Source organism: Chryseobacterium sp. JUb7 (assembly GCF_024806495.1).
Lineage (GTDB): Bacteria > Bacteroidota > Bacteroidia > Flavobacteriales > Weeksellaceae > Chryseobacterium.
Map to the genome: position 1 here is coordinate 377485 of NZ_JANUFF010000003.1, position 24450 is coordinate 401934.

Below are 24450 nucleotides of genomic sequence, written 5' to 3' on the forward strand. Positions count from 1 at the left end.
TATTAGATTGTTTATAAAGAAAATTTTATTTGAAATAAATTCAAATTCATCAAGTATATTTAAAGGAGTAAGATGGTATTACTCAGGAGCTTTAAATATATTATCATCTGAATGGAAGCCTGCTACACCGCCGCTTACTGCAAATTTCATTGCCGAAGCTGCCGTCATTCCCACTACAGGTTTGATGTTTTTTTCTTCAGTAACAATTACCCAACCTGAAATAGCATAAGAATGAGGAAGGTAAACCGCAACATAATTGTGTTTATCCACATCCGCCATTTCTTTTTGAGTTAAAAAACCGATTCTCCAGATTTCCGGATTTGAGTTTGTTTTTACCCAAACAGGATCGTTGAATTTTTTCTTATCTCCAACAAATGATGACATAACGTCTTTGGTGGGAGTATAGATATGTTTTACGCCGGGTGTTTTTTCCAGTAAGCTGTCCATAGTATCGAAAAAGAATTTCCCGACCACGAACTTATTTCCCAGAAACCCTAAAAGTGCTGTAATTAAAATGGTAGAAATAAAAACCAACCCCGGAATTTCTTTTGCAACAGAAGGAATGATGTTATCAATGGATGTTACAACATACCAGATGACAAAAATAGTAAGCCCAATAGGCCCAATAATTACCAATCCCTGAAAGAAATTTTTCAGAAAGAAATTTGCAATATTTTCGAAAGTCAGTTTTTTCACTGTGTTTTTAAAGGTATTTTTTAACCGTGTATTGATTCTTTGTTTCCGTACGACTGAATGATTTTAGCTTCATATTCAAGCCATTCTTCCCAACGTTTGTTTACTTTTTCTTCGTCTCCCAATTGTCTTGCAAAACCGATGAATGTGGTGTAATGATTAGCTTCTGAAATCATTAATTCTCTATAGAAAATCTTAAGTTCTTCATCTTTAATGTTTTCGGTAAGAACTTTAAATCTTTCACAGCTTCTTGCTTCAATCATAGCAGCGAAAAGCATTTTGTCAACAATCAGATCGTCTCTGTTGCCTCCTTTTTGGATGAAATTCACAAGCTCATTCACGTAATCATCTTTTCTGGTACGTCCAAAAGTGTAGCCTCTTTTTTTAATAATCTCATGAACCTGATTGAAGTGATCAAGCTCCTCCTGCGCAATAGCAAGAAGCTCGGTCACGATTTCCGGATATTCAGGAAGCATGGTAATCAGTCCAATCGCATTGGTAGCTGCTTTCTGCTCGCACCACGCGTGATCCGTTAAAATTTCTCCAATGTTTTCCTCTGCAATATTTGCCCACCTTGGATCGGTAGGAAGTTTCAACTTAAACATAGTTTAAAAATTTTCTGTAAAATTAAAATAATTTGTGAGAAGATAGGTTATTTTGTTTTAAATTGATAATTATAAACTTAAGATGCTGTTTTTCTTCTCAAAAATTCTAAAATATTCCATCCCAGGGCATCTGTTTTTTTCAATCCGGCGGAGATCACAAATGCCAGTAAAATATTGACAGGATAAATGATGATCATTAAAACCCACCAAGGCATACTCTGTTTTAAAGGATCTACAAGAAAATAAACTAAAGAAGAGCTTATTCCCTGCCCGAAATAAAAAAATATGGCGTTCTTTCCAATGTAAGTGACGGCATTTTCTTTTGTAATTTTTAACCTGTTATAAAAAACAAATAACGTAACCAGTGAAAATAAAGTCCAAATGATATAAGGAATTTTAGGAGGGAATTTATTTTTATTGATTTTAAAGAAAATTTCACTGCCATAGTACCAAAACATCCAGCATAAAGCCACGGCAACAATTCCGTAAAGTACAGGAATCATTTTTGCAGGAATGGTTTTGCCGCGCATTCTGTTGGCAACTAAGAAAACAGCCATGTAAAAAGCAACGTACCCAACCTGACCTGAAGGATAAATTTCAGGAAAAATATTGAACAGAAGGGTGAGTGCAATGCATATCCCGATGAACCAATTGATATGTCTTGGGAAAAATCTTAAAATTAAAACACCGAAAACGGTTAATATAAAATATACTTTAAGATACCAGAAACTTCCCATTACAACAGGAAAAGTATCTGCATTCGTGTATTGATGCAGATACCAGTTTCCGAGGTTTTGCCATTCGGGAACTGTTGAAATACTTGTAGCCGCATATTTTGATCCGAATGTTAAATAAAAATTCTGAAGCCATTCTAATGAAAAGAAGGTGAGTCCAAAAACTTTAAAAAAGTAATCCAGGAAAAAAAGCAATGTTACAAAGATCATATAAGTGATCTGCAGTTTTAAAAGCCGGTAGAATGTTTTTTCAATGTTAGTGCCAGAAGTTATTCCGCTCAATGCATAAAATAAGGCCACATCAAATACAAGAGAAAAAACTCTTATTTCTGCCGGAATGTATAGCTGTCCCGACCAGAAAGCCGTGTGTATAAATATAATGGAAAGAGTGGCCAGCCCTTTTGCAAAGTCAATGTAGAGATCTCTGTTCATATATGATGCAATAAAGATCAAAAGTAAATAAACTTTGTGAATTTTGAACAAATGAAAAAAAGAGGTAAAACGTATCGCTTACCTCCTTTTTTTAAATATGCTAAAAATGAATGTTTATTTAAGCTGCTTAAATTCTTCTGCAGAAATTTCTCCAGTCTGAATTTGTCTTAATTCTTCCAGATATTGACTCATGTAAGCATCAATTTCAGGATATTTTGAATTTTTGTTCATTTTATAAGTTCCGTTCAGAACACCTTGATAATAATAGAAGAAATTATAATCAAAGTCTGCAGCGGAAAGACTATACTGACCCAAAAGGAAACCTAAACGAACGGCAGATCTTCTTTGTGGCGGGGTTCCGTGGTGTCCCGGGCTTGTTGTCTGATAGTCGCCAATGCTTTGTGCAAATTCATAAGCTGCTGCAATTTGTGCAAACGTTGTCTGATTGTAGCCGTTGGGTCTCCTCAGATAATATCCTGCGAAACCATCAGCTTCCAATTCATTTGGTCTTGCAGTAGACTCATTTACAGAAGGTAAATTGAAAATGTACTGTAGCTGGTGACCATATTCATGGGCAAGAATCATCGCATTTACAATATCTCCCCCTTTTGCTTTGGCATCATAATAAATTGCAAATCCGTAATAAATTTTTCCGGTGGAATACGAAATAGCATTGTAGGTTGAGTTGTAGTTTGAGGGATCGTTGACAAATCGCAGGGTAGGATTGCTTCTTCCCCACATACTCGCAATTTTTGTCATTTGAGTATTCATGAAATTGGTGTCGGTGGTGTTTTGAAGAGAAGTGGTGAGAACTGCTGTTGAGCTCCAGTACTGATCTACATACGCACAGATTTTTTCAATTTCACCCGGCTGTTCGATTTTTGCATTTTCGGTTTGCGGGTCTTGGGAAGTTGTTTCGAAGTTGTCGTCATTACAGGCTGTTAGGGAAAGCACAGCCATTGCTCCTGCTAGTAAGCAGAAATTAAAGTTTCTTTTCATATAAAATATTTTAGGTGTAAACGAAGGTATAAAATAAAATGTTACGTGTTATCACTTTTGTGTGAAAAATTATTCAAAACATAGTTAATTTTTTTATTGTAAAAAAAGATGGGTTTGATTGTAAGCTATTTAGAAATTTATTCTTATATTTGCACCTCGAAATAACTAAAAATTTATAAACAATGTTTGCAATTGTAGAAATAGCAGGGCTTCAATATAAAGTTGAGCAAGACCAGAAGTTGTTTGTAAACCGTTTAAAAGGAGATAAAGGAGGAAAAGTATCTTTTGATAAAGTACTTCTTACTGTAAACGGAGCAATCACTGTAGGCGCCCCAGCTGTAAACGGAATCACTGTAGAAGCAGAGATCCTAGACCACGTAAAAGCTGATAAAGTAATCGTTTTCAAAAAGAAAAGAAGAAAAGGTTACAAAGTAAAAAATGGTCACAGACAATCTTTAACTCAAATTCAGATCACTGGTATCACAGGTTTTGAAGGAGCACCAAAGAAAGCTGCTAAAAAAGAAACTGCTAAAGCAGAAGTTCTTTCTGACAACGCAACTGTTAACTTCAGCGAAGATCACGAGTTGAACTATCACTTGAAGAAAAACGGATTGTCTCAGTCTAAAGAAAACAGAGATGCTTTAATTCTTTTAGGAAAAGCAGTTAAAGTTGAACTAGAAAAAACTGTTCTTACTCACGAAGAAGTAGATGCTGCTATCGTTAAGAACATTGACACTTTCAAAGCATTAAACAAATAATAATAATCCACTAATAAAATGGCACACAAGAAAGGGGTTGGTAGCTCCAAGAACGGTAGAGAATCTCACTCTAAAAGATTAGGTGTGAAGATTTTCGGAGGACAAGACGCTATTGCCGGAAATATTATTGTTAGACAAAGAGGTACTCAACACCACCCAGGTGCAAACGTGGGAATCGGTAAAGACCACACTTTGTTTGCTCTAGTAGACGGTAAAGTAGTTTTTAGAAAAAAAGCAAATAACAGATCTTTCGTATCTGTAGAAGCAAACGCATAATTAAGCGTTTTATAAAAATTAAATCCTCGGCCCTGGCTGGGGATTTTTTTTGCGTTATGCTCTATTGTCGTTATGCTATTTTGTTTTTACTGGAAGCTTTTTCCTGCTTTCGATACTCACTATTTTTTATATTTCAGGCTGCGACATCGTCGCAGCCTGAAATATAAAATACACTTAAATATTCACCTTAATCGGGAATAGGGTTGTTGTTTTATTTCAATATTTGTAGACACCGATGGGGTTGTATTTTTATAAGAGTTTGATTATTAATTAATCTATATTGCTTTTCAATATTTTTTGCCGCTTATGTAAAGAATAATTTTCTTAAATTTCCAATGCTTAATCAAACATCAAACTAAAACTTAATCATTATGAAAAATTTAAAGAAAATCAATCGTGAAGAATTGAAAAACGTAATGGGAGGAGCACTTCCTCCGAAAGAATGTCTGCCTTGCGAAATCTACTGTAGTATCCCTGAAGGAGAAAGGCCTTCTTGCTTTCAAATCAATATTGTGGCTCACTGTAATAGCTGCAAAGATTATCCGTCAGAATCATAGTAAAATAAAAATCTCCTTTATCATAACAATAAAGGAGATTTGTTTTTTAAAACCCAACCTGGAATCCTGCTTTGACTCCGAAGGTTGAAATGTCGGGCCTGTCAAGATAATTTCCTCGCCAGTTGAAATCTACCCTGAAGATTCTAAGGTTTCCGAAGCCTATATTTTCGATTCCTACACCATATTCGTAATAAACATGTTCGCTGGGAGCAGAATATTTGAATCCTTCTACATTAATTGCTTTTGAAGCGTCGCTTAATGTTCCGTAAGCGGCTCTTAGGAATGCTATTTCTCTTAATTTTAGTTTTTTAATCAAAGGGATGTATGATAATATTTTCCCGTTAAAATGATGTTCTAAATGAAGTGTTGTATAGGTGTCTGCCACAAATTCATAATAATTAAGCTGGGCAAAGGTATTTTGCGCTAAACTGTAAGACTGGTTACCCGGAATCACATTCTGTAAAGCCAAAGGAACGGTGTCGAAGTTTTTTCCTGCTTCAAAATTGATAAGGGTTTTTCCCCAGCTTCCGATCAGCACGGGCTTATAAAACATGAACTGTAGTTTATTATAATTAAAATCTGATCCAAATATACCTTCAATACCTCTCGTATACTTTAAAACAATCGTTGGGGCTAATGTTCCGTGTTCGTATCTGTCGATACCGGTTTGTGAGAATTTCGCCCCGGGTCTAGCGATTAAACTCAATGTAAAATGAGAGTCATTGGTTGTTTTTCTTAAATCTCCGTTTTTATAATACATTAAATTAAATCCGTCAGGATTCGCAGATTTAATACTTTGCATTGTGCCGTCTAATCTGATCTGGAAGTTTTTCCATGGTTCAATGGATGTGAAAACATTGGTTTGATTAACAGAGCTTAATGATGCATTTTCTCCTCTTGCAAAAAGTGTTGAAGAAGCAAATGTACGGGCCATAATTCCGTCATCATTGGTCAGCTGAACTCCCAATTGCAAAACATCTCTTCTTGTTCCGGCACCTACAGTAAATCTGTTGACTCTGTTAAACATGAATCGTGCTTCAGCACCATATTTTAATTGTTGATCTTTAAATCCATAAGCAGTATAAAACTGAACTCTCCAGGGGTCGTTTCTTGTGAAATAAGTTCGTGCACCCAATCGTATTCTGTCACCTTCCACTTCATTCTTTCCGTAAATAGAGAATATCGGACCCAGATCAATGCCTTTTACAACATTGTAATATCCGGAACCCAGCGTTTCGTATAATTTTACCAATCGGTTGAACTTAGGGGTCTGCTGTAGCTTATCAAGCATATCATAGACTCCCTGTTCGGTTTTTGATAGAGAGTCGGGCCTTGCTTTTACCCAGAATGTGTCGTCTTTATCCACAAATTTATCATCATATTCTTCTTCCTGTCTTTTGAAAATTTTGTCTTCTAAAGGTTTATTGAATTGATAGTCAGAATAGTCAACGGATCTTCGTGCGATGATGCTTTTTGCTGTTTTCTTTTTCGAAAACGGCGTCATTTCAATCTCAGTGGCAAATTTTCTCGGAAGAAATGTGCTCTCATCAGGATTGTCGTATTCTAATTCGGTTGAAATTCCATTGATGAAATTAACATTAATTTTCTGTGTGGATTTTAGAGTAGCTCCAAGAACCGCATAAGTATCCGTGTCGATGTAAAGGTAGCCCTGAAATGCTAATACTTCTGTTCTTTTAGGCTGATAGCGAATTTTATAGGCGTTTTCTCCTCTTACCGAAACGGTGTCAATTAGATTATAATCATAGGTGCTGAACCCGGTATTGCCTACGGGACTTGGAAAACCAATATCAAAATAATTTAATGTGTTATCATAAATGTTAATATCACGATAAAGGTTTTTTGCCGTTAACGTAATAATCTGATTATCCTGAAATCCGGAGGTTTTTTGAGCTGTTAAAAGTCTTTTTGTTTTTTTATTCGGTCTGTTTTCTCCGTAGTTTTCGTAAATGGCTTCATTTAAAAAAATAGGCAGTGCCATTTTTCCGTTGGCTGTGGAGTCGGCGTAATCAAATATAAAGTCGAGCTTGTTGAATATCTTTTTTTTCATGAATGTGCTGTCAAGATTATTGGCATCAAACTGAATTTTTTCGTATTCTTTGTAAGTGTAGGTATCGAACTTGTCTAGACCATTGTTTCTTTTTCTCTTCCAGACCTCCTGCATAATGGCATAGGCGGGATTTTCTTTTTTGTTCTTATATTTTGGCTTTTCGTTATGGATGACTACCTCTTTGATTTCGTTTGTTTTCTCCTGGGTAAGATCTACCATAAGGTTACCTGTATTTTCAGGGGTAATATCAATGGTTTCGGAAGTATATGTTTTTTTTACAAATTTTAGTTTTGTAATAATACTGTCAGACTGAACAGAAAAAGTTCCTGTAGTAGTTGTTAAAACAGGCTTTTCGTTATCATTTACAAATATTGCGACCCCACTGATCTCTTTGTTTGTTTTTGCGTCAGTAATTTTACCGTTTACTGTATTTTGGGCGTAAATAATATTTGTAAAAAATAATAGAAAAAATAGAGGGTAATATTTAGAGTTGTTAATTAACATTTGTAGTTTCTTCAAGCTATTAGCATAAACAAAAAGTATGCACTTTTATTGTCAAAATTTAAATTTATTTAAACTTAAGTACAAAACTGCAAATGTAATGAAATAACACCATCAAAATGACGGTGTTATATATAAATATTTCATAAAATAATGATATTTTCTAAATAATTATTTCTGAAGTTCTGCAAAAATGTATCCTTGTGCTCCTGCTCCGGGTAAGCTGTCTCCGTCTGCAACATGAATATTGATTCGGTAAAACGTTTTATCCGTATAAGAAAAGTAATTAAACTGAGCGTGACCGTCCTGTACGCAGTTGACAGGAATGTTGGCAATATCAGCGAAGGCGGTCGTGATTGTGAGTGGGGCTGTAGGTATTAAAACATTGCTGGCCGCAGCTTGGGACGAAGTGCTTGTAGCATGCATGATCCCGATATTGTTTGCTCCTGTTGTTGATCTTATTTGTACAAATGTATTGGTGCTTGTGCAGGTTGTTGTATTGTATCTTAGCTGAATTCCGCCTATTGTTACCAAGGAATTTGTACCGGAATTTGTGTCTACATTAAAAGATTTAAAACTTGTAGTGAGAGAACTCTGTACTACCACATTTCCGCTGGCATCGATTCCTAAAGGAGATGTATTGGAGGTTGGGGGAGTTGTGCTGTTGATGTTGGTGAATTTTAAACCTGAAGCATTAGCGGTACCGGATGCTATTTCTAGCCTGGCTCCCGGTGCCGAAGTTCCGATGCCGACGTATCCGGTATCTGGTTTTATTCTTAAACGTTCAAACAGACTTCCTCCTGTAGAGTTGCCGACATAAAAATCTTCTTCAGACCCGTTAGTCGCTGTGGCGCCGGTTCTGATTGATCCTATTTGCCAGTTTGCGCCACCTGAAGTAGGTCCACTGTTTGTGAAACCTAAGAGAGAGTAGTTTCCTGTGGCTAGTGCTGAAGTATTTCTTAGAGCTATAATTGCGTATTGATTTGTTCCTGCGGTGGCATCAAAAAGATTATAGCGATTGGAGTTATTGGCATTGGCGACTACGTGTAGTCTTGTAGTGGGTGTAGCGGTTCCGATGCCGATATTTGCGGTAAGATTACCGATATCACTGCTTAAATTACTACCAAAAATAGCATTTCCGATATTCATCTGATTGTTGGCTGTAGAAGTCAAAAAAGCAGAATTAGATCCAATTAAAATATTTCTGCTTCCTGAGATAAGTGCGGTACCTCCTGTTCCAGATCCTGGGTTTCCTGTATTGTCCCCAATGGCGGTGTTAGCTGTACCTGTGGTAAGGGTTCCCAATGCGTCCGTACCCACTGCTACATTAAAGCCGGCTGTTCCTGTGAGAGCATCAAGAGAATTGTATCCAATAGCTACGTTATCGCTTCCATTGCTGGCTTTCAGAGTTCCGCTTCCAATAGCGGTTGTTCTTCCTCCTGTCGTATTGTTCTGTAATGATTGATAACCAAATGCAGCGTTTTGTGTACCGGTTGTGTTTGCTGTAAGTGATTGGTATCCAAATGCGGAATTGGCAATACTTCCTGCAGTGGAAGCTGCTAAGGCACCAGAGCCAAAAGCAGAGCTTAGTGCTGTTGCTGATGTGGATGGTAAAGAACCGGATCCAAAAGAAGTATTTATTGGACCTAGAACCCCGGAATCAACGTTATTTCTTTTGAAAACAAGATTTTGATTGTCTGTTGTTCCTATAAAATTGACAGCGGCATTGGTTCCTGTATTACCTTCAGTTCGCCAGTCGTTATTGTTGGGTGTAGTAACGATAGCGGTCCATTTTGAGCCGTCAAAATAATAAAAACCTGTTGATGTTACATTTTCTGTTGTTCCCGCAGCTGTTCCTGTGGATATATCATTTATATACACTAGTGTGGAAATCGGTGTTCCGGTCATAATTTGAGCTCTTGCCCGGTCGACTCTTGGGATGGTGATTCCGTCTACGGTAGTTTCTGTGCCGGTGGAATGCTTTGCGGTGATGTCTAAAGTAGAGGTGGGTGTTGGTGTGTTAATTCCTGTTTGAGCAGATAATGCTAAGGGAAGTAAACCAGAAAGTAAAAAAATCTTTTTCATATTAAAAATTTAAGAATAATTCCTAAATTTATGAAATAATTATGCAGAGTCAATGTTATTTTGTTGTAAAATAGATTGAATATGAATTAAATACGAAAAATTTTACGAAAAATTAAAAAGAATTACTTTGTAACAAGACCGCATAAAAAAAGACCTACATTTCTGTAAGTCTTTTTTGGCTCCTCCTGCTGGGCTCGAACCAGCGACCCTCTGATTAACAGTCAGATGCTCTAACCAACTGAGCTAAGGAGGAATGTCCTTCTTTTAAGGTGATGCAAATATAATATGAATATTAATAACAAGCAAGTTTTGTGAGTGATTATCGGCATTTTTTGATTAAAAAGATTGAATTTCAGCGAGAAAATTTTTGTTTTTTTTCTGAGTTTAATTTAGAAACTCAAATTTTAAAAAAAATTAGAGCCTAAAATCTTGAATTTATTCTCCTTTTTTTAAGCTGATTATTTAAATTTTCCTGAATTTCTTTTTATGTATATTTGATATGGGTAAAAAAAGGATGATATCATGATGTTTTAGTTAATTATTATTTAAGCCCACTTGTTTTTCAGATGGGTTTTTAAAATTAAAAAATAATAACCTAATTATAAATAAAATGAAAAGCAAATTACTTATGTGCGCGGTTTTCGCGATCAATCTTTCAATGAATGCTCAGCTTGGAATTAGTACAAGCAATCCTAAGGCAGTTCTTCATATAGATGGAGGTAAGAATAATGAAATAACAGGAAATGTGAGTGCTGCCAATCAGGTAGATGACGTGGTTGTGGATTCAAACGGCTTTGTAGGTATAGGAAACAATACTCCTGCTGTAAGTTTGGATATTAAAACTCAGGGAACTCAAGTTGCTCCTATTTCTGGAATTAAAGTTCAGGATGGTGCACAAAATGAAAATTACGTAATGACTTCTGATGCTAGTGGAAATGGCTTATGGAAACCAGTGGCATTAACATTGACAAGAGGAGTGAACGGAGCAGGTATAAATTTTCCTTGGGTACAGACCGGATTATTTACTTATACCGGGACGTATATAGATTTGACCCCCGGAAAATGGCTTGTGACTATTATTCAGCTTATTGCTCCGATTGGAACTGCTCTTACGGCTAATGACTGGATGTGGTTGAGAAGTTCATTTTCTGATGATGTGGGTCTTGCTGTTGGAGGGAATGGTACTATATCAACGGATATTTCTTCAGGACCTGGTCCTAGACTAATGAGTGCTTTGATTCAGGGGCCAACAAGTATGGTAGGAGCGAATTCCAGATATAGCATGACGACAGGCTATATTTATCTTAATAATACGTCTGGATCGACCAGGAGGTATAAATATATTGTAGGAAATACTTTGGTTGCGGGAACAACAACCGGAACAACAATTAATTCATATGGAGGAGGTTGGTCAGAAAATCTCATTTATGCTGTACCAACTAATTAAAAATAAAAAAGACTTACAAAATGTAAGTCTTTTTTTGGCTCCTCCTGCTGGGCTCGAACCAGCGACCCTCTGATTAACAGTCAGATGCTCTAACCAACTGAGCTAAGGAGGAATGTCCTTTGTTTTAAGTGGTGCAAATATAGGACGAATATTTATACCCTACAAATATTTTTATTAAAAAATTTAAAAAAAATTATAAACTCCCCGTGATTGCTTTAAAGATGTCGCTTCCGAAGATTAATAACATCAAGCCTAACAGGAAGATAACTCCCACCATCTGAGCATTCTCAAGAACTTTTTGAGGAACAGGTTTTCCGACAATCATCTCATATAATGTAAAAATTACGTGTCCGCCATCCAATCCCGGGATAGGAATTAGGTTCAAAAATGCTAACCAAACCGAGAACATTGCTGTGAAACTCCAGAAAGCAGTCCAGTTTATGGAAACGCTTCCGTCTTTTGCCTGATCTACCGGCATGTTTTTAATAATAGCAATCGGTCCGCCTACTTTTTTATAACCCTGAACTTTTTTATTGAAAATTAATTTAAATTGCTTAATCTGATATGTTAAACTCTCAATACTTCTCGTAAATCCTCTTCCGATAGATTCTCCAAAAGTGAAATGCTGAGTTTGTGCATATTTCTGTAACTGTTTGTATGAAGCGATACCAATAGTTCCTTCCTTAGAAACAGGAATACTTAAAGTTTGCAGGTTTCCGTTTCTCATTACTTCAAGAGCAAGAGGTTTTCCTGCGCTTTTTCCGACAGCTGTCTGAAATTCGTCATAATAATTGATCTTCTGACCATCTGCAGAAACTACCTGGTCTCCGATTTTCAAACCTGCTTCTGCTGTTTTAGGATTAATGATCGTATCGATTACAGCTGCATATCTCGGGGTAAGAAATGCTTTAGGGTTTTCATCTTTAAAAGCCAGTGCTTTACCGTCATCATTGGTATTGAAAGTAACTTCTTTTCCGTTTCTTAAAACAGTAATCTGATCACTTAAAAGGATGTCTAAAGATAACTTATCTAAATTATTCTGAACTTTTCCGTCTACTTTAAGGATTTTATCTCCATCTTCAAAACCCATCGCTTTTGCAATGTGAGTATAATGCATCGGAGCATTTACCTTTGTGGAATCAAAAGAAGTTTCACCATTAAAAAATGAAAGACATCCATAGATGATCCAGGCTAAGAAAAAGTTTACAGTAACACCTCCCAACATGATGATTAGTCGCTGCCAAGCCGGCTTAGCTCTGAATTCCCAAGGCTGGGCAGGTTGTTTCAGCTGCTCGGTATCCATACTTTCGTCTACCATACCGGCAATTTTCACATAACCTCCGAAAGGAAGCCACCCAATACCATATTCTGTCTCACCAATTTTCTTTTTGGCCAAAGAAAACCACGGATCAAAAAACAGATAGAATTTTTCTACTTTGGTTTTAAACCATTTTGCAGGTAAAAAGTGCCCAAGTTCATGAAGAACTACTAAAATAGAGATGCTTAATATAAACTGGAAAATCTTGATTGCTAATTCCATTAATAAAATTTAGATTTAATTTGCAAAGGTAACAATTATCAAAACTATGCCAAATAAAAAAGCCCCTCAAAATGAGAAGCTTTGTCATATATTATAGCATTGTTTACAAATTGAAAGACACACCAAGACTGCCATTGTTTCCAACTTCTGCAAAAACGCCGATTTTCTCTGTGAAAAAATATCTTGCCCCAATGTGAGCCCCAATTCCAAAGTCTTTTCCGATAACTCCTACATCAACCCCGGGATAAATATCTAATTTCTCCGGCAATTCTAAAGCATCTTTTAAATGAAAATTGAGCCTTCCGAAAACGAAAACCCTGTTGTCTTTATCATGATCTTTATATCCTCCGAAATAGGCATTCAAACCTGCTCCTACAGATATCAGTTTATTTAAACCATAGTCATAAGTTCCTGTCACTCCCGTTCCATATCCCCAAGCGCTTAATCCAAGCTGGATTTTCTGATCTCCTTTTCCGGTCCAGGCCTGAGCATTGGCTGCGGTTCCTATAAAAATCAACATGAACATAAAAACCAATTTCTTCATAAATTTTACATTTTTAGGGTTAATAATAGAAAATATCCGCATCAAAAATGAAACCGAAATCAATTAAAAATCTTATTTTTATGGAAGTTTTTGAATATAGAGTATGAAAATCGCAGGACTTAATTTAGATATTATCTGGAAAAATAAAAATGAAAATTTTCAATTAATTGAAAGTCATTTTAAGAATGTTGAAGCCGATATTTTTCTTTTGCCTGAAATGTTTTCAACGGGGTTTTGTATGGATGCAGCTGAAGTTTCGGATAGAAATGAAGAGTCTTTAATTTTTTTAAAAAAGCTCTCAAAAGAAAAAAATGCGGCAGTCTGCGGGAGTGCTCCTGTAGAGCAAGGAGGTCATTTTTATAATAGAATGTACTTTGTACAACCCGATTCCAACGTAAGTTTTTATGACAAAAGGCATTTATTTTCTTTCTCAGGAGAAGATAAAGTATATACTCCGGGAAAAGAAAGAGTGATTGTCAATTATAAGGGAATGAGAATTTTGCTGCAGGTTTGTTACGATCTTCGTTTTCCGGTTTTTGCAAGAAATAATGACGATTATGATGCAATCTTATATGTTGCCAACTGGCCTGAAAAAAGAGTAGGTGCCTGGGAACATCTGTTGAAAGCCAGAGCCATTGAAAATCTATCTTTTGTTTTTGGATTAAACAGAATCGGGACGGATGGGAATAATCTGTTTTATCAGGAAAGTTCACACTGCTTTTTTGCAGACGGAACCGAAATCTCTGAAAAGAAAGGAAATATTGTTTCTGCGGAGTTGAATTTAGAAGAATTAAAAGACTTCAGACATCATTTTCAGTTTTTAAATGATCGTGATTCTTATTCAATTCACCTTTAAAAGGTTGAGGTTAAGATTAAGGTTGAAAAACTTAGCCTTCATCTTAACCTTAAATTTTAAACATATTCTTTTAAAAGTTGGGTCAGTGTATTTACATCATGAACACCACTTTCTTTCCAAAGCATTTCTCCCTGTTTGAAAATGGCCAGTGTAGGAACGCCTCGAACGCCGTACTGGGCTGCCAAAGCAGGATACTGGTCAACGTCCACTTTTATAATTCTGGCCCCTTCACCTATATTTTCTTTTACAGTTGTTAAAACTGAGGACTGTACTTTGCAGGGTTGACACCATGTAGCAAAGAAATCAATTAAAACAGGTCGTTCGGATTCAATAATTTCCTGAAATTTTTGTGACATAGTTTTGTTTTTTTATGAAAAACACTTTAGTTTAAAAAGCTTATAACTTATTTAAAATCACTGAAAAGAAAAATCGAAATAGATCGAAACTTTGTGTTTTTTAAATAAGTCTATGAATGTTAAACTGAATAAACTAAAGTGTAATATTTTTAATTAATCGCTCTATCCTGAATGGCTTTTACATTTTGTAAACTGGTACCGTCATAAACATCAACACCTTTTTTCTTCAAAATCTTAAAAGCTTCATCTGCCTGTATACCTTTGTTACAGAAAACAACTACTTTTTTGCCTTTTAAAGACTCAGCTTTAGCCTGAATATCAGCTAAAGGAATGTTGATCGCATTATCTGCAGTTCCTTGTGAATACTGTTCCGGAGTTCTTACATCTACTAAAACCACATCTGAGCTGCTGATCGCTTTTTTGACATTAGTGTAAGACGTATCCGCAGTCGTTGATGTTTTGCATGCACTCAATACGAAAGTTGCAGCAAGAATAATTCCAAAAATTTTAGTTCTCATTATTTCTATCTTACAATGTTTTAGACTGGCATACAAAATCGGAAGTAGGGAATTTTTCTGTTTTTTTAATTCCGTTAAATCCGCCTTCTATTTCTGTAAAGTTTCTGATTCCGTGTGAATTAAGGATGCTTGCTGCGATCATACTTCTGTAACCGCCTGCACAGTGTAAGAAGAAATGTTCCGAATCATCAATTGTTTTTACCCAGTCGCTGATTAAATCCAATGGCTTATTGTAAGCGTTGTCTATATGTTCAGCAGAATACTCTGAAATTTTACGTACGTCAATTACTTTTGAAGATTCATTAAACTGCTCTGCAAACTCAGCAGGAGAAATTCTTTCAATTTCGTCGATTTCCTTACCTGAATTTTTCCAGGCTTCAAAACCTCCTTTCAGATATCCTAAAACATTATCAAACCCAACTCTGCTTAATCTTGTAATGGCTTCTTCTTCTGTTCCCTCATCAACGATTAAAAGCAGAGGGTGCTTTACATCAACGATCAAAGTTCCCACCCAAGGGGCAAAGTCTCCTTTGAGCCCGATATTGATAGAATTTGGGATAAATCCTTTATGAAACTCTACAGGACTTCTTGTGTCCAAAATTAAAGCTCCCGTATCTTCTGCATAAGCTTCAAAATCTTCTGCAGAAACCTTATTCAGACCCTTGTTCATTACAATATCTAAACTTTCATAACCTCCTTTGTTTAAAGCTACGTTCATTCCAAAATATTTTGGAGGAGCTGTAAGGCCATCCAGTACTTCTCTGATAAAAGATTCTTTATCCGGTTGATTCAGTGCGTAGTTAGTTCTCTTTTGATTCCCTAAAAGATCTACAGTTTCTTTCTGCATGTTTTTTCCACAGGCAGAACCAGCTCCATGGGCCGGATAAACCGTAATACTGTCATCTAGAGGTAAAATTTTAGCATGAAGACTTTCATATAAGATTCCGGCTAGATCTTCCTGAGTAAGATTCGTTGCTTTCTGAGCAAGATCAGGTCTTCCTACATCTCCTAAAAATAAGGTGTCTCCTGTAAAAATAGCTGTTTCAACTCCGTTTTCATCAATCAGAAGGTATGTTGTACTTTCCATGGTGTGCCCCGGAGTGTGAAGCGCTTTTATTTTAACTTTTCCAATTTCAAATATTTGGTTGTCTTCTGCAATAATTGCCTCAAAGTCAGGTTGTGCAGTTGGTCCGTATACAATCGGAGCCCCAGTTTTTTTGCTTAAATCCAAGTGTCCCGAGACAAAGTCTGCATGAAAATGCGTTTCAAAAATATATTTTAAAGTTACATTATCTTTCTCCAAACGATCCAGATAAGGCTTCACTTCCCTTAGCGGATCTATAATTACTGCTTCATTTTCTGATACGATGTAATAGGCGCCCTGTGCAAGACAGCCTGTATATATTTGTTCAACTTTCATTTCTTCTGTAACAGTTTGTTGTTATTTTAATATACAAAAATCGTGTTTATTTTTTTAAAACCGGCTAAAATATAAAATCTATACTAATAGAATAAATCAATAAAGTGTTTATTTATTCTAATTTATTAAAAATAATTTCAAAAATGTTAAAGACTATTATTGACGTTATTTTCAAACACTAATGTAAGGATATTTATAAAAATCTGATGGCTGAAATTAATCATGGCTTTTTTGATGGCCGAATATTTTATAAAAACTTTTATATTTATAAGTTAAAAAATATAGATGGCAGATAAAACACAATTTATTGAAGAGCTGAATACAAAGTATACTCCAAAAGGAGAACATATTATATTGGGGAAAGGAATGTTTAATGGAGAGGTGGTACCTGAAGTGAATGTTACGATTCCGTTAAAAACAATCAACCGTCACGGTCTTATTGCAGGAGCTACAGGAACAGGGAAAACAAAGACTCTGCAGGTTTTTGCAGAACAGCTTTCTCATAAGGGAATTCCTTCTTTGGTGCTGGATATCAAAGGAGATTTTTCAGGAATTGCAGAAGCGGGTGTGCAAAATGCTGTTATTGATGAAAGATATGCAAAAACACAGTTGCCTTATAATCCACAGCCATTTCCAGTTGAGTTAATGACTATTTCCGGTGAGAAAGGTGTGAAATTAAGAGCTACGGTCACTGAATTTGGCCCTGTGTTATTAAGCAAAATTCTTGAACTGAATGATACTCAGCAGAGTATTATGTCAATTGTTTTTAAATATTGTGATGATAAAGGACTTCCTTTGATTGATTTAAATGATCTGAAGAAGGTTTTACAATATGTCACCGAAAACGCACAGGGGAAAGCCGAGCTGTCAGCAAATTATGGATCTATAGCTTCTGCTTCTTTAGGGGCAATATTAAGATCTATTGTAGCTTTGGAGCAACAGGGAGCAGGAAGTTTTTTTGGTGAACTGAGTTTTGATGTTCAGGATTTACTTGAAACGAGAGACGGAAAAGGAGTGGTAAATATTTTAAGAGTAGCTGATATTCAAAATAAACCACAATTATTTTCAACATTTATGCTTTCTCTTTTTGCAGAAATCTATATGACCTTTCCTGAAGAAGGGGATAGTGGCAGACCAAAATTGGTTCTTTTCATTGATGAGGCCCATTTAATTTTCGACGAATCTTCGAAGGCATTGCTCTCCCAGATCGAAACCATGGTGAAATTAATTCGTTCAAAAGGGGTAGGAATTTATTTTATTACACAGATTCCTGGTGACGTTCCTGAAGCAGTTTTGTCTCAACTGGGGCTCAAAATTCAGCATGCATTGAGAGGGTTTACGGCAAAAGATAAAAAAGAGATCACCAAAGCGGTTGAGAATTATCCGACAACGGAGTATTACAATGCTTCAAGTTTAATTCAGAACTTAGGAATAGGAGAAGCTTTTGTGACGGCTTTGGACGAAAAAGGGATTCCGACACCGCTGGTTCATACCTATCTTATATCTCCGGAATCGAGAATGGATGTTCTAAATGATGCGGAAATTTCGGATTTGACAAGTAAATCAGCCTTAGTCGCTAAATATGAGAAGGTTGTGGATAACGAATCTGCCTACGAAATATTAGTCAAAAGAATGGAGCAGGCTGCGCAAAATCCGGTATCGAATCAAAAATCCAAGCCAGTTAAGGAAGAGCCTGGAATGTTCGAACAGGTGCTGCAAAGCAAGGCAGGAAGAACATTTACAAGCACTTTGATGCGGGAAGGAGCAAAAGCAATTCTGGGCATGCTGGGATTAGGAGGCAGAAAAAGATAAAATTTATATATTTTTTGCTATTTTAGCAGGATTACCTTTGTAAATTAACAAAATAGTAGTTAATCCTGTTGCTTTATGGCATAAGTTATGTAGTTGACTGATTGACACGATATTCAACTTTACGAAGAGTATCCAAAAATTAATTTAAAGCTAGTTGTAGAAATTTAAATGTATTCAATAATTGATATAGAAAGCAATGGTGCAGGTTACAGGAAAGAATGCATTATAGATATTGCCATTTACAGATATGATGGGCAAAAAATTGTCGATCAGTTTATTTCATTGGTCAATCCTGAAAGTGATATCACACCTTTCGTACAGAAACTGACCAATATTACCCCGAAAATGGTCAAAACAGCTCCGAAATTTCATGAAATAGCCAAAAGAGTGGTGGAAATTACTCAAAATACAACATTGGTAGGTCATAATATTGATTTTGATTACAGGATGCTTCGTCAGTCTTTTAATCGGCTTGGTTATGAGTTTACAATCAATACGTTAGATACCATTCCATTAGCAAAAAAATTGATTCCTGAAGAAGTAAGTTATTCGCTTGGGAAGTTGGTGAAATCGCTCGGAATTCCATTGACTAATCATCACAGGGCTGAAGGGGATGCCCGCGCAACATTAGAATTGTTTAAACTTTTAGTGTCGAAAGATACTGAAAATGAGATTATTCAAAAGCAGCATGATGAGACAAATGCTAAAACTTATATCAATAAAATAAAACAGTTAACACAGGATCTGCCTAACGAAAAAGGTTTTGTGTATTTTCAAAATGAGGCCGGAAAAATTATTTTTTCTGATTATGTTCAGGATATTAATAAGTTTTCTAAAAAAGTTTTTAACTCCAAATCCAAAAAATGGGAAGGAATTCAGAAAGCGGTGGAGCAAATCAATTTTGAGCTTACCGGAACTGATATTATTGCGAAACTTATTTTAAATTCTAAAAATGTAAAGAAAAGAGAAATTTTGCCTTTCGGTCTTTATTTTAGAAATGGTAAATATATTGTTGAAAAAAATACATTGAACAAAGTAGAAAAACCTATTCTGAAGTTCAGGTCTTTCACGCAAGGGTCAAAAGCAGTTCAGTTTATTGGAAATATTGAAGAATATAATGACCTCAATGCTTTCAAAAGTAAAATAGATTTCAGAAAAAGAAATGAGCTCTGGCTGGGACAGGGAAGAAAATTAGGTGAAAAATTATTTTTAATTATCGAAAACGGGAAGGTGGTTTCCTATGGCTTTTATGAGCTTTTTACGCAGATACAAACGATCAGTAAAATTTCAAAGTTAAAAATAGATCTTCTTTTTCAGTCAACGGATTTAAATAATGATTTACAGCTGGCACTTCTTCGAGGTGATTTCGAAACTTTGCCATTGCCAAAATGATTTAATATTCAATAGATTATGGGTTACTCAGATGGAAATTCAGCCCACTGGAAACTAGGGCTTTTTTATTTTAATAAGGAAGATAAAAGACTGTTTCCGCCAAAAAGATTTGGATTGGGATGGACCATAAATTTTGCCAATCCATGGTCTGTCTCTGCATTTTTACTGATATTAATTGCTTTTGGACTTATTTCGATGTGTTTTTGAGACTGAAATAAGAAAATGTTTTTACAAATTATCTTAATTATTAAGAAAACACTTTGTAAATCAATTTTCTCGAAATAAAAAAGAATTAGTATTTTTGCAAAAAATAAAACGAAGCAATGCAAAATTTTAAACAAAATAAAACTGGAAAAAAGGGAACTGTAAAGTTCTCTAAGGTTTGGAATATTTAAAAGAGCTGCCTTGCATAAAAATAATTATTGTGGCAGACTCTTTTCGAAGAATCTGCCCTTTTTATGCCAAAATAAAATTATGAATTCAAAAGAATTATTAAAGATTGCCAACGAATTTGGCACCCCGGTGTATGTTTACGATGCTGAATCTATTAAAACTCAATACGAAAAACTTACATCTTCTTTTTTAAAACACACAAGATTCTTCTATGCTGCTAAGGCATTGACAAACATTAATATCCTTAAGTATGTCAAGAACTTGGGTGCTTCTTTGGATTGTGTATCAATTAATGAGGTAAAACTTGGTCTGAAGGCCGGGTTTCCGAAAGAAAAAATATTATTTACTCCAAACTGTGTTGACTTGGCTGAAATCGAGGAAGCAATGACATTCGGAGTGCACATTAATATCGATAATATCTCTATTCTTGAGCAGTTCGGAAACAAATACGGAAATACTTATCCTATTTTAGTAAGGATTAATCCACACATTTTTGCAGGAGGAAACTATAAAATTTCAACAGGACATATCGACAGCAAATTCGGTATTTCTATTCACCAGGTTCGTCATATCGAAAGGGTGATGAAGTCTACAAATTTGAATGTGGAAGGTCTTCACATGCATACGGGAAGTGAGATCAAAGATCCGGACGTTTTCTTACAGGCTTTGGATATTATGCTGGAGCTTTCTGAGCATTTTCCAAACCTGAAATATCTTGATATGGGAAGTGGTTTCAAAATTCCTTATCAGGACAGCGAAGAGGAAACTGATGTAAAGACTTTGGGTAAGAAAGTAGAAAAAGTAATTGCAGAATTTACAAAATCAACAGGAAAAAAATTCGAACTTTGGTTTGAACCAGGGAAATTTCTGGTTGGAAAAAGTGGATATTTATTAGTGAAAGCTAACGTGATTAAACAGACGACAGCAACGGTTTTCGTAGGGGTGAATTCAGGATTTAACCATCTGATTCGTCCGATGTTCTATGATTCTTACCACACGATTGAAAACTTATCCAATCCAAAAGGAGCAGAGAGAATTTATACAGTCGTTGGAAATATTTGCGAAACAGATACTTTCGCTTGGGACAGAAAGCTTAATGAAGTACGTGAAGGTGATATTTTGGCTTTCCATAACGCTGGAGCTTATGGTTTTGAGATGAGTTCAAACTTTAATTCAAGACTGAAGCCGGCTGAGGTTCTTTTATTAGACGGAAAAGCTCACCTAATCAGAAAAAGAGATGAATTTGAAGATTTATTGAGAAATCAAATCGAAGTAATCAACTAAAATACAAGAACTCCGCAGAAAATAGCGGAGTTTTTTTATGGACTTAAGCTAATTTTAATACTAAAGAATCTTTGAAATATTTATTATTCCCTAAATTTGATAGAGGCTTAATCTTAATAAGAAGTCTTGTTAATCCATATTCACATCCGTTTTTTTCGAATACATATAACCACCAAAAATATTAATTATGGCTAAAAACATAGCTGAGCAAATTGTTGAAATGCTCGAAAACGCAAATGTGAAAAGAATTTATGCAGTAACCGGCGACAGTCTTAATCATTTAAATATTGCCGTAAAAAAAAGCAGTATCGAATGGATTCATGTAAGGCATGAAGAGGTAGGAGCTTATGCGGCGGCGGCAGAAGCAGAGCTTGATGGCTTTGCGGTTTGTGCAGGAAGCTGCGGACCGGGACACGTTCATTTGATTAACGGGGTATATGAGGCACATCGTTCTCATGTTCCAATGTTGGTAATTGCTTCTACAATTCCAAGCGAAGAAATGGGGATGGACTATTTCCAGGAAACAAATACCATCAAGTTATTTGACGACTGCAGTCATTATAACCAGATGATTACAAGACCGGAGCAGGTTCAAAGGACTTTGCAGACTGCGATTCAGCATGCTTTTTCTAAAAAGGGAGTTGCGGTAATCGGTCTTCCGGGAGATGTTTCTGAACTGGATGCTGAAGAAGCTACGACTTCGAATAAAATATTTAAAACAAATCCGGTTATTCGCCCTTCTGATGATGAATTGAATCAATTGGCGAATTTAATTAACGAAAGCGAAAAAGTAACCATCTACTGCGGAATTGGAGCGGAACATTCCAATGCTGAGGTGGTGGCGTTATCAAAATATTTAAAAGCTCCTATTGGATATTCTTTCCGTGGAAAAATGGCTATTCAGCCAAATAATCCTAATGAGGTGGGGTTAACGGGGCTTTTGGGACTTCCTTCAGCCTATCACGCAATGCATGAAGCCGATTTGCTGATTCTTCTGGGAACAGATTTTCCGTATCAGAAATTCATGCCTGTTAAAAATAAAATCGTTCAGATTGATGAAAGTCCTGAAAGATTAGGCAGAAGAGCTAAGCTCGAGTTGGGATTGACAGGTGATGTGAAAGAAACGATCAAAGCTTTATTGCCATTACTAAAAGAGAAAACAGAAATTCATTTCCTGAATCAACAATTGGAATTTTATGAAAAAGTAAAAGAAACCCAATTGACGTATGTGAAAGATTTCGGAAAAGAAAATGCTATCCAGCCGGAATTTGTGGCTCATACTTTAGATCAGTTGGCTAAGAAAGATGCGATTTTTACAGTAGATACAGGAATGTGCTGTGTATGGGGAGCAAGATATATTACAGGAACAGGAGAACGTAAAATGCTGGGTTCATTCAATCATGGATCCATGGCGAACGCAATGCCAATGGCAATTGGTGCTTCTCTGGCTCATCCGGACAAACAGGTAATTGCAATGTGTGGGGACGGTGGTTTATCAATGTTGCTGGGAGATATGGCGACGATTTTCCAATATAAACTGCCTATAAAGCTCATTGTTTTTAATAACAGAGCGTTGGGGATGGTAAAACTGGAAATGGAAGTCGGCGGGATGCCTGACAATGAAACGGATATGATCAACCCGGACTTTGGAATGATTGCTCAGGCAATGGGATACCCGGGCAAAAATGTTCATAAGCCTGAAGAAGTTGAAGCAGCGATCAAAGAGTGTCTGAATTATAACGGACCTTATTTATTAAACATTTTTACCAATCCGAATGCATTGGCCCTGCCTCCTAAAATTGAATTCGATCAGGTTGTCGGAATGACAAAATCTATGGCACAGCTGATGCTTGGAGGGAAAATGGAAGAAGCATTAGATACTGTAAAAACAAACTATAAACATATTAAAGGATTGCTATAATGAGTGCATCTTTGAAGAAATTCTATATCATAGCCTGGGTATTCGGGCTTGTTTTTTACTTTTTGGATTACGTCATCAGATCTGCTCCGGCAGTGATGATTCCTGAACTGGTAAGTAATTTTAACACGACTGAACTGAAGCTGATCAGCATGGTCGGAACCTATTATTATACCTATTCGACCTGCAGTCTGATTGCGGGAATTGCTCTGGACAAATTCGGAGGTAAAAAATCTCTTTTTGTAGGAACATTGATTTTAGGAATCGGATGTTTGTTATTTTTAATTTCAAGTCAGGTTGCTGGAGTTTCCGGAAGATTGTTACAAGGGGCGGGTTGCGCTTTTGCATTTCCCGGCTGTGTCTATCTGGCGAGTAAAGGTTTTTCTTCAAAGTCTTTGGCTACGGCAATCGGTTTTACGCAGTGTATCGGAATGTTGGGTGGAACTGCAGGTCAGTTTATTGTAGGTCCATGGGTGGAGCAAGGAGTAAATATTGATACTTTTTGGCTTTGGTCAGGAATAATAACGATTATTACGGCTTTTGCTTTATTTTTAGTTATTCCGAAAGAAAATAAATCTGAAGATTCAAAAGAAAATAAAACACATCATTTAGGATACTTAGAACCTTATAAGATTGTTTTTAAAAATCCTCAGTCATGGCTTTGCGGAATTATTTCCGGATTGTTATTTGCGCCTACCACAATATTTGCGATGACATGGGCGGTTGCATTTTTTCAGAAAGATAAGCAGTTTGTTTTTCATGAAGCGGCAATTACCAGTGCGATGGTTGCTTTTGGATGGGTTTTTGGATGTCCGCTGTTGGGATTTATTACCGATAAAATAGGACGGAGAAAGCCTGTTTTAGTTGCCGGCGCAGTATTAATGATCATCAGTTTGCTTCAGCTAATCTATCTTCCGGATTTATATCCTGCAAAAATAAGTATGTTTATTCTTGGATTGGGTTCAGGAGCAGCTATGATTCCTTATTCTGTTATTAAAGAGGCAAACCCTGATTTTGTGAAAGGAAGCGCAACAGGAGCAATTAATTTCATCACTTTTGGAGTGACAACTTTATTGAGTCCGGTTTTCAGCAGATGGTTTGGAAAAAGCCTGGATGTTTCAGCAGGAGCACTTCATTTTCAACATTCAATTTTATTTTGGATCGTAGGAATCGTTTTGGCAATTTTGGTTTCATTAATGTTGAAAGAAACAGGTAGTAAAGCTCAGCCGAGCCTTTAAACAGGACAATTATTAAATAAAATA

22 protein-coding genes and 2 tRNA genes are annotated in these 24450 nt (G+C 36.1%); 11 read left to right on the forward strand and 13 right to left on the reverse strand.

What is annotated here, in order from left to right; genetic code table 11:
• Nucleotides 1-78: 78 nt before the first annotated feature.
• The 4 genes from M2373_RS08625 to M2373_RS08640 all read right to left on the reverse strand — a co-directional run bounded on the left by M2373_RS08625 (nucleotide 79) and on the right by M2373_RS08640 (nucleotide 3463).
• Nucleotides 79-696: a DUF502 domain-containing protein gene (locus M2373_RS08625; RefSeq protein WP_259109596.1), complete on the reverse strand. Its 618-nt coding sequence runs from the start codon at nucleotides 694-696 to the stop codon at nucleotides 79-81.
• A gap of 20 nt (nucleotides 697-716) precedes the next feature.
• Entirely contained in the window at nucleotides 717-1298 is a 582-nt protein-coding gene (locus M2373_RS08630; RefSeq protein WP_259109599.1) for a tRNA-(ms[2]io[6]A)-hydroxylase, read from the reverse strand.
• Nucleotides 1299-1375: 77 nt separating this feature from the next.
• Nucleotides 1376-2464: an acyltransferase family protein gene (locus M2373_RS08635; RefSeq protein ID WP_259109601.1), complete on the reverse strand. Its 1089-nt coding sequence runs from the start codon at nucleotides 2462-2464 to the stop codon at nucleotides 1376-1378.
• A gap of 114 nt (nucleotides 2465-2578) precedes the next feature.
• Nucleotides 2579-3463 carry a metalloprotease gene (locus M2373_RS08640; protein WP_259109603.1) on the reverse strand — a complete coding sequence of 295 codons (885 nt, stop codon included), beginning with the start codon at nucleotides 3461-3463 and terminating at the stop codon, nucleotides 2579-2581.
• A 182-nt stretch (nucleotides 3464-3645) separates the two neighbouring features.
• On the opposite strand from M2373_RS08640, the gene rplU reads away from it, so the two are divergent.
• From rplU to M2373_RS08655, 3 genes are all read left to right on the forward strand, one after another.
• Nucleotides 3646-4221, forward strand: coding sequence for a 50S ribosomal protein L21 (gene rplU / locus M2373_RS08645; protein ID WP_259109605.1), 576 nt, complete (start codon nucleotides 3646-3648; stop codon nucleotides 4219-4221).
• A gap of 18 nt (nucleotides 4222-4239) precedes the next feature.
• Nucleotides 4240-4497 (forward strand): 50S ribosomal protein L27, encoded by a 258-nt coding sequence (gene rpmA, locus M2373_RS08650; RefSeq protein WP_047399085.1) that lies wholly within the window; start codon nucleotides 4240-4242, stop codon nucleotides 4495-4497.
• A 371-nt stretch (nucleotides 4498-4868) separates the two neighbouring features.
• Nucleotides 4869-5054 carry a bacteriocin-like protein gene (locus M2373_RS08655; RefSeq protein ID WP_259109610.1) on the forward strand — a complete coding sequence of 62 codons (186 nt, stop codon included), beginning with the start codon at nucleotides 4869-4871 and terminating at the stop codon, nucleotides 5052-5054.
• Nucleotides 5055-5100: 46 nt separating this feature from the next.
• Here the strand turns inward: M2373_RS08655 and M2373_RS08660 are convergent, their stop codons facing one another.
• From M2373_RS08660 to M2373_RS08670, 3 genes are all read right to left on the reverse strand, one after another.
• Nucleotides 5101-7626, reverse strand: coding sequence for a DUF5686 and carboxypeptidase regulatory-like domain-containing protein (locus M2373_RS08660; RefSeq protein ID WP_259109612.1), 2526 nt, complete (start codon nucleotides 7624-7626; stop codon nucleotides 5101-5103).
• Nucleotides 7627-7794: 168 nt separating this feature from the next.
• Nucleotides 7795-9708, reverse strand: coding sequence for a hypothetical protein (locus tag M2373_RS08665; RefSeq protein WP_259109615.1), 1914 nt, complete (start codon nucleotides 9706-9708; stop codon nucleotides 7795-7797).
• A gap of 176 nt (nucleotides 9709-9884) precedes the next feature.
• Nucleotides 9885-9961: transfer RNA gene (locus tag M2373_RS08670), tRNA-Asn, on the reverse strand.
• A gap of 357 nt (nucleotides 9962-10318) precedes the next feature.
• Here M2373_RS08670 and M2373_RS08675 point away from each other — a divergent pair.
• Nucleotides 10319-11155, forward strand: coding sequence for a hypothetical protein (locus tag M2373_RS08675; protein WP_259109616.1), 837 nt, complete (start codon nucleotides 10319-10321; stop codon nucleotides 11153-11155).
• 35 nt (nucleotides 11156-11190) lie between these two features.
• Here the strand turns inward: M2373_RS08675 and M2373_RS08680 are convergent.
• From M2373_RS08680 to M2373_RS08690, 3 genes are all read right to left on the reverse strand, one after another.
• A tRNA-Asn gene (locus M2373_RS08680) sits at nucleotides 11191-11267 on the reverse strand.
• An 81-nt stretch (nucleotides 11268-11348) separates the two neighbouring features.
• Complete coding sequence (gene rseP / locus M2373_RS08685; RefSeq protein WP_259109618.1) at nucleotides 11349-12695, reverse strand: RIP metalloprotease RseP; 1347 nt, start codon at nucleotides 12693-12695, stop codon at nucleotides 11349-11351.
• A gap of 103 nt (nucleotides 12696-12798) precedes the next feature.
• Entirely contained in the window at nucleotides 12799-13239 is a 441-nt protein-coding gene (locus M2373_RS08690) for a DUF6646 family protein (protein ID WP_259109621.1), read from the reverse strand.
• A gap of 103 nt (nucleotides 13240-13342) precedes the next feature.
• On the opposite strand from M2373_RS08690, the gene M2373_RS08695 reads away from it, so the two are divergent.
• Nucleotides 13343-14095 (forward strand): nitrilase-related carbon-nitrogen hydrolase, encoded by a 753-nt coding sequence (locus tag M2373_RS08695; protein WP_259109623.1) that lies wholly within the window; start codon nucleotides 13343-13345, stop codon nucleotides 14093-14095.
• A 56-nt stretch (nucleotides 14096-14151) separates the two neighbouring features.
• Here M2373_RS08695 and M2373_RS08700 read toward each other — a convergent pair whose 3' ends face one another.
• The 3 genes from M2373_RS08700 to M2373_RS08710 all read right to left on the reverse strand — a co-directional run bounded on the left by M2373_RS08700 (nucleotide 14152) and on the right by M2373_RS08710 (nucleotide 16389).
• Nucleotides 14152-14451 carry a co-chaperone YbbN gene (locus M2373_RS08700; RefSeq protein WP_259109625.1) on the reverse strand — a complete coding sequence of 100 codons (300 nt, stop codon included), beginning with the start codon at nucleotides 14449-14451 and terminating at the stop codon, nucleotides 14152-14154.
• Between the two features lie 149 nt (nucleotides 14452-14600).
• Nucleotides 14601-14969, reverse strand: coding sequence for a rhodanese-like domain-containing protein (locus M2373_RS08705; RefSeq protein ID WP_259109628.1), 369 nt, complete (start codon nucleotides 14967-14969; stop codon nucleotides 14601-14603).
• A gap of 10 nt (nucleotides 14970-14979) precedes the next feature.
• On the reverse strand, nucleotides 14980-16389 hold the full coding sequence (locus tag M2373_RS08710) for a rhodanese-like domain-containing protein (protein ID WP_259109630.1): 1410 nt from the start codon (nucleotides 16387-16389) through the stop codon (nucleotides 14980-14982).
• 285 nt (nucleotides 16390-16674) lie between these two features.
• On the opposite strand from M2373_RS08710, the gene M2373_RS08715 reads away from it, so the two are divergent.
• The 6 genes from M2373_RS08715 (at nucleotide 16675) to M2373_RS08740 (ending at nucleotide 24426) form a co-directional block, all read left to right on the forward strand.
• Nucleotides 16675-18201: a DUF853 domain-containing protein gene (locus tag M2373_RS08715; RefSeq protein WP_259109634.1), complete on the forward strand. Its 1527-nt coding sequence runs from the start codon at nucleotides 16675-16677 to the stop codon at nucleotides 18199-18201.
• 168 nt (nucleotides 18202-18369) lie between these two features.
• A complete protein-coding gene (locus M2373_RS08720) occupies nucleotides 18370-19593 on the forward strand; it encodes a PolC-type DNA polymerase III (RefSeq protein ID WP_259109636.1) in 1224 nt (407 codons plus the stop codon).
• A gap of 18 nt (nucleotides 19594-19611) precedes the next feature.
• Nucleotides 19612-19800, forward strand: a complete 189-nt coding sequence (locus M2373_RS08725) for a DUF5808 domain-containing protein (RefSeq protein WP_259109639.1) — start codon at nucleotides 19612-19614, stop codon at nucleotides 19798-19800.
• Between the two features lie 267 nt (nucleotides 19801-20067).
• A complete protein-coding gene (gene lysA, locus M2373_RS08730; protein WP_259109640.1) occupies nucleotides 20068-21270 on the forward strand; it encodes a diaminopimelate decarboxylase in 1203 nt (400 codons plus the stop codon).
• A 187-nt stretch (nucleotides 21271-21457) separates the two neighbouring features.
• Nucleotides 21458-23191 (forward strand): thiamine pyrophosphate-dependent enzyme, encoded by a 1734-nt coding sequence (locus tag M2373_RS08735; protein WP_259109641.1) that lies wholly within the window; start codon nucleotides 21458-21460, stop codon nucleotides 23189-23191.
• The gene (locus M2373_RS08740; RefSeq protein WP_259109644.1) at nucleotides 23191-24426 is read left to right on the forward strand and encodes an MFS transporter; all 1236 of its coding nucleotides are present in this window, start codon (nucleotides 23191-23193) and stop codon (nucleotides 24424-24426) included. Before M2373_RS08735 ends, M2373_RS08740 begins: the two co-directional genes overlap by 1 nt.
• Nucleotides 24427-24450: the final 24 nt, after the last annotated feature.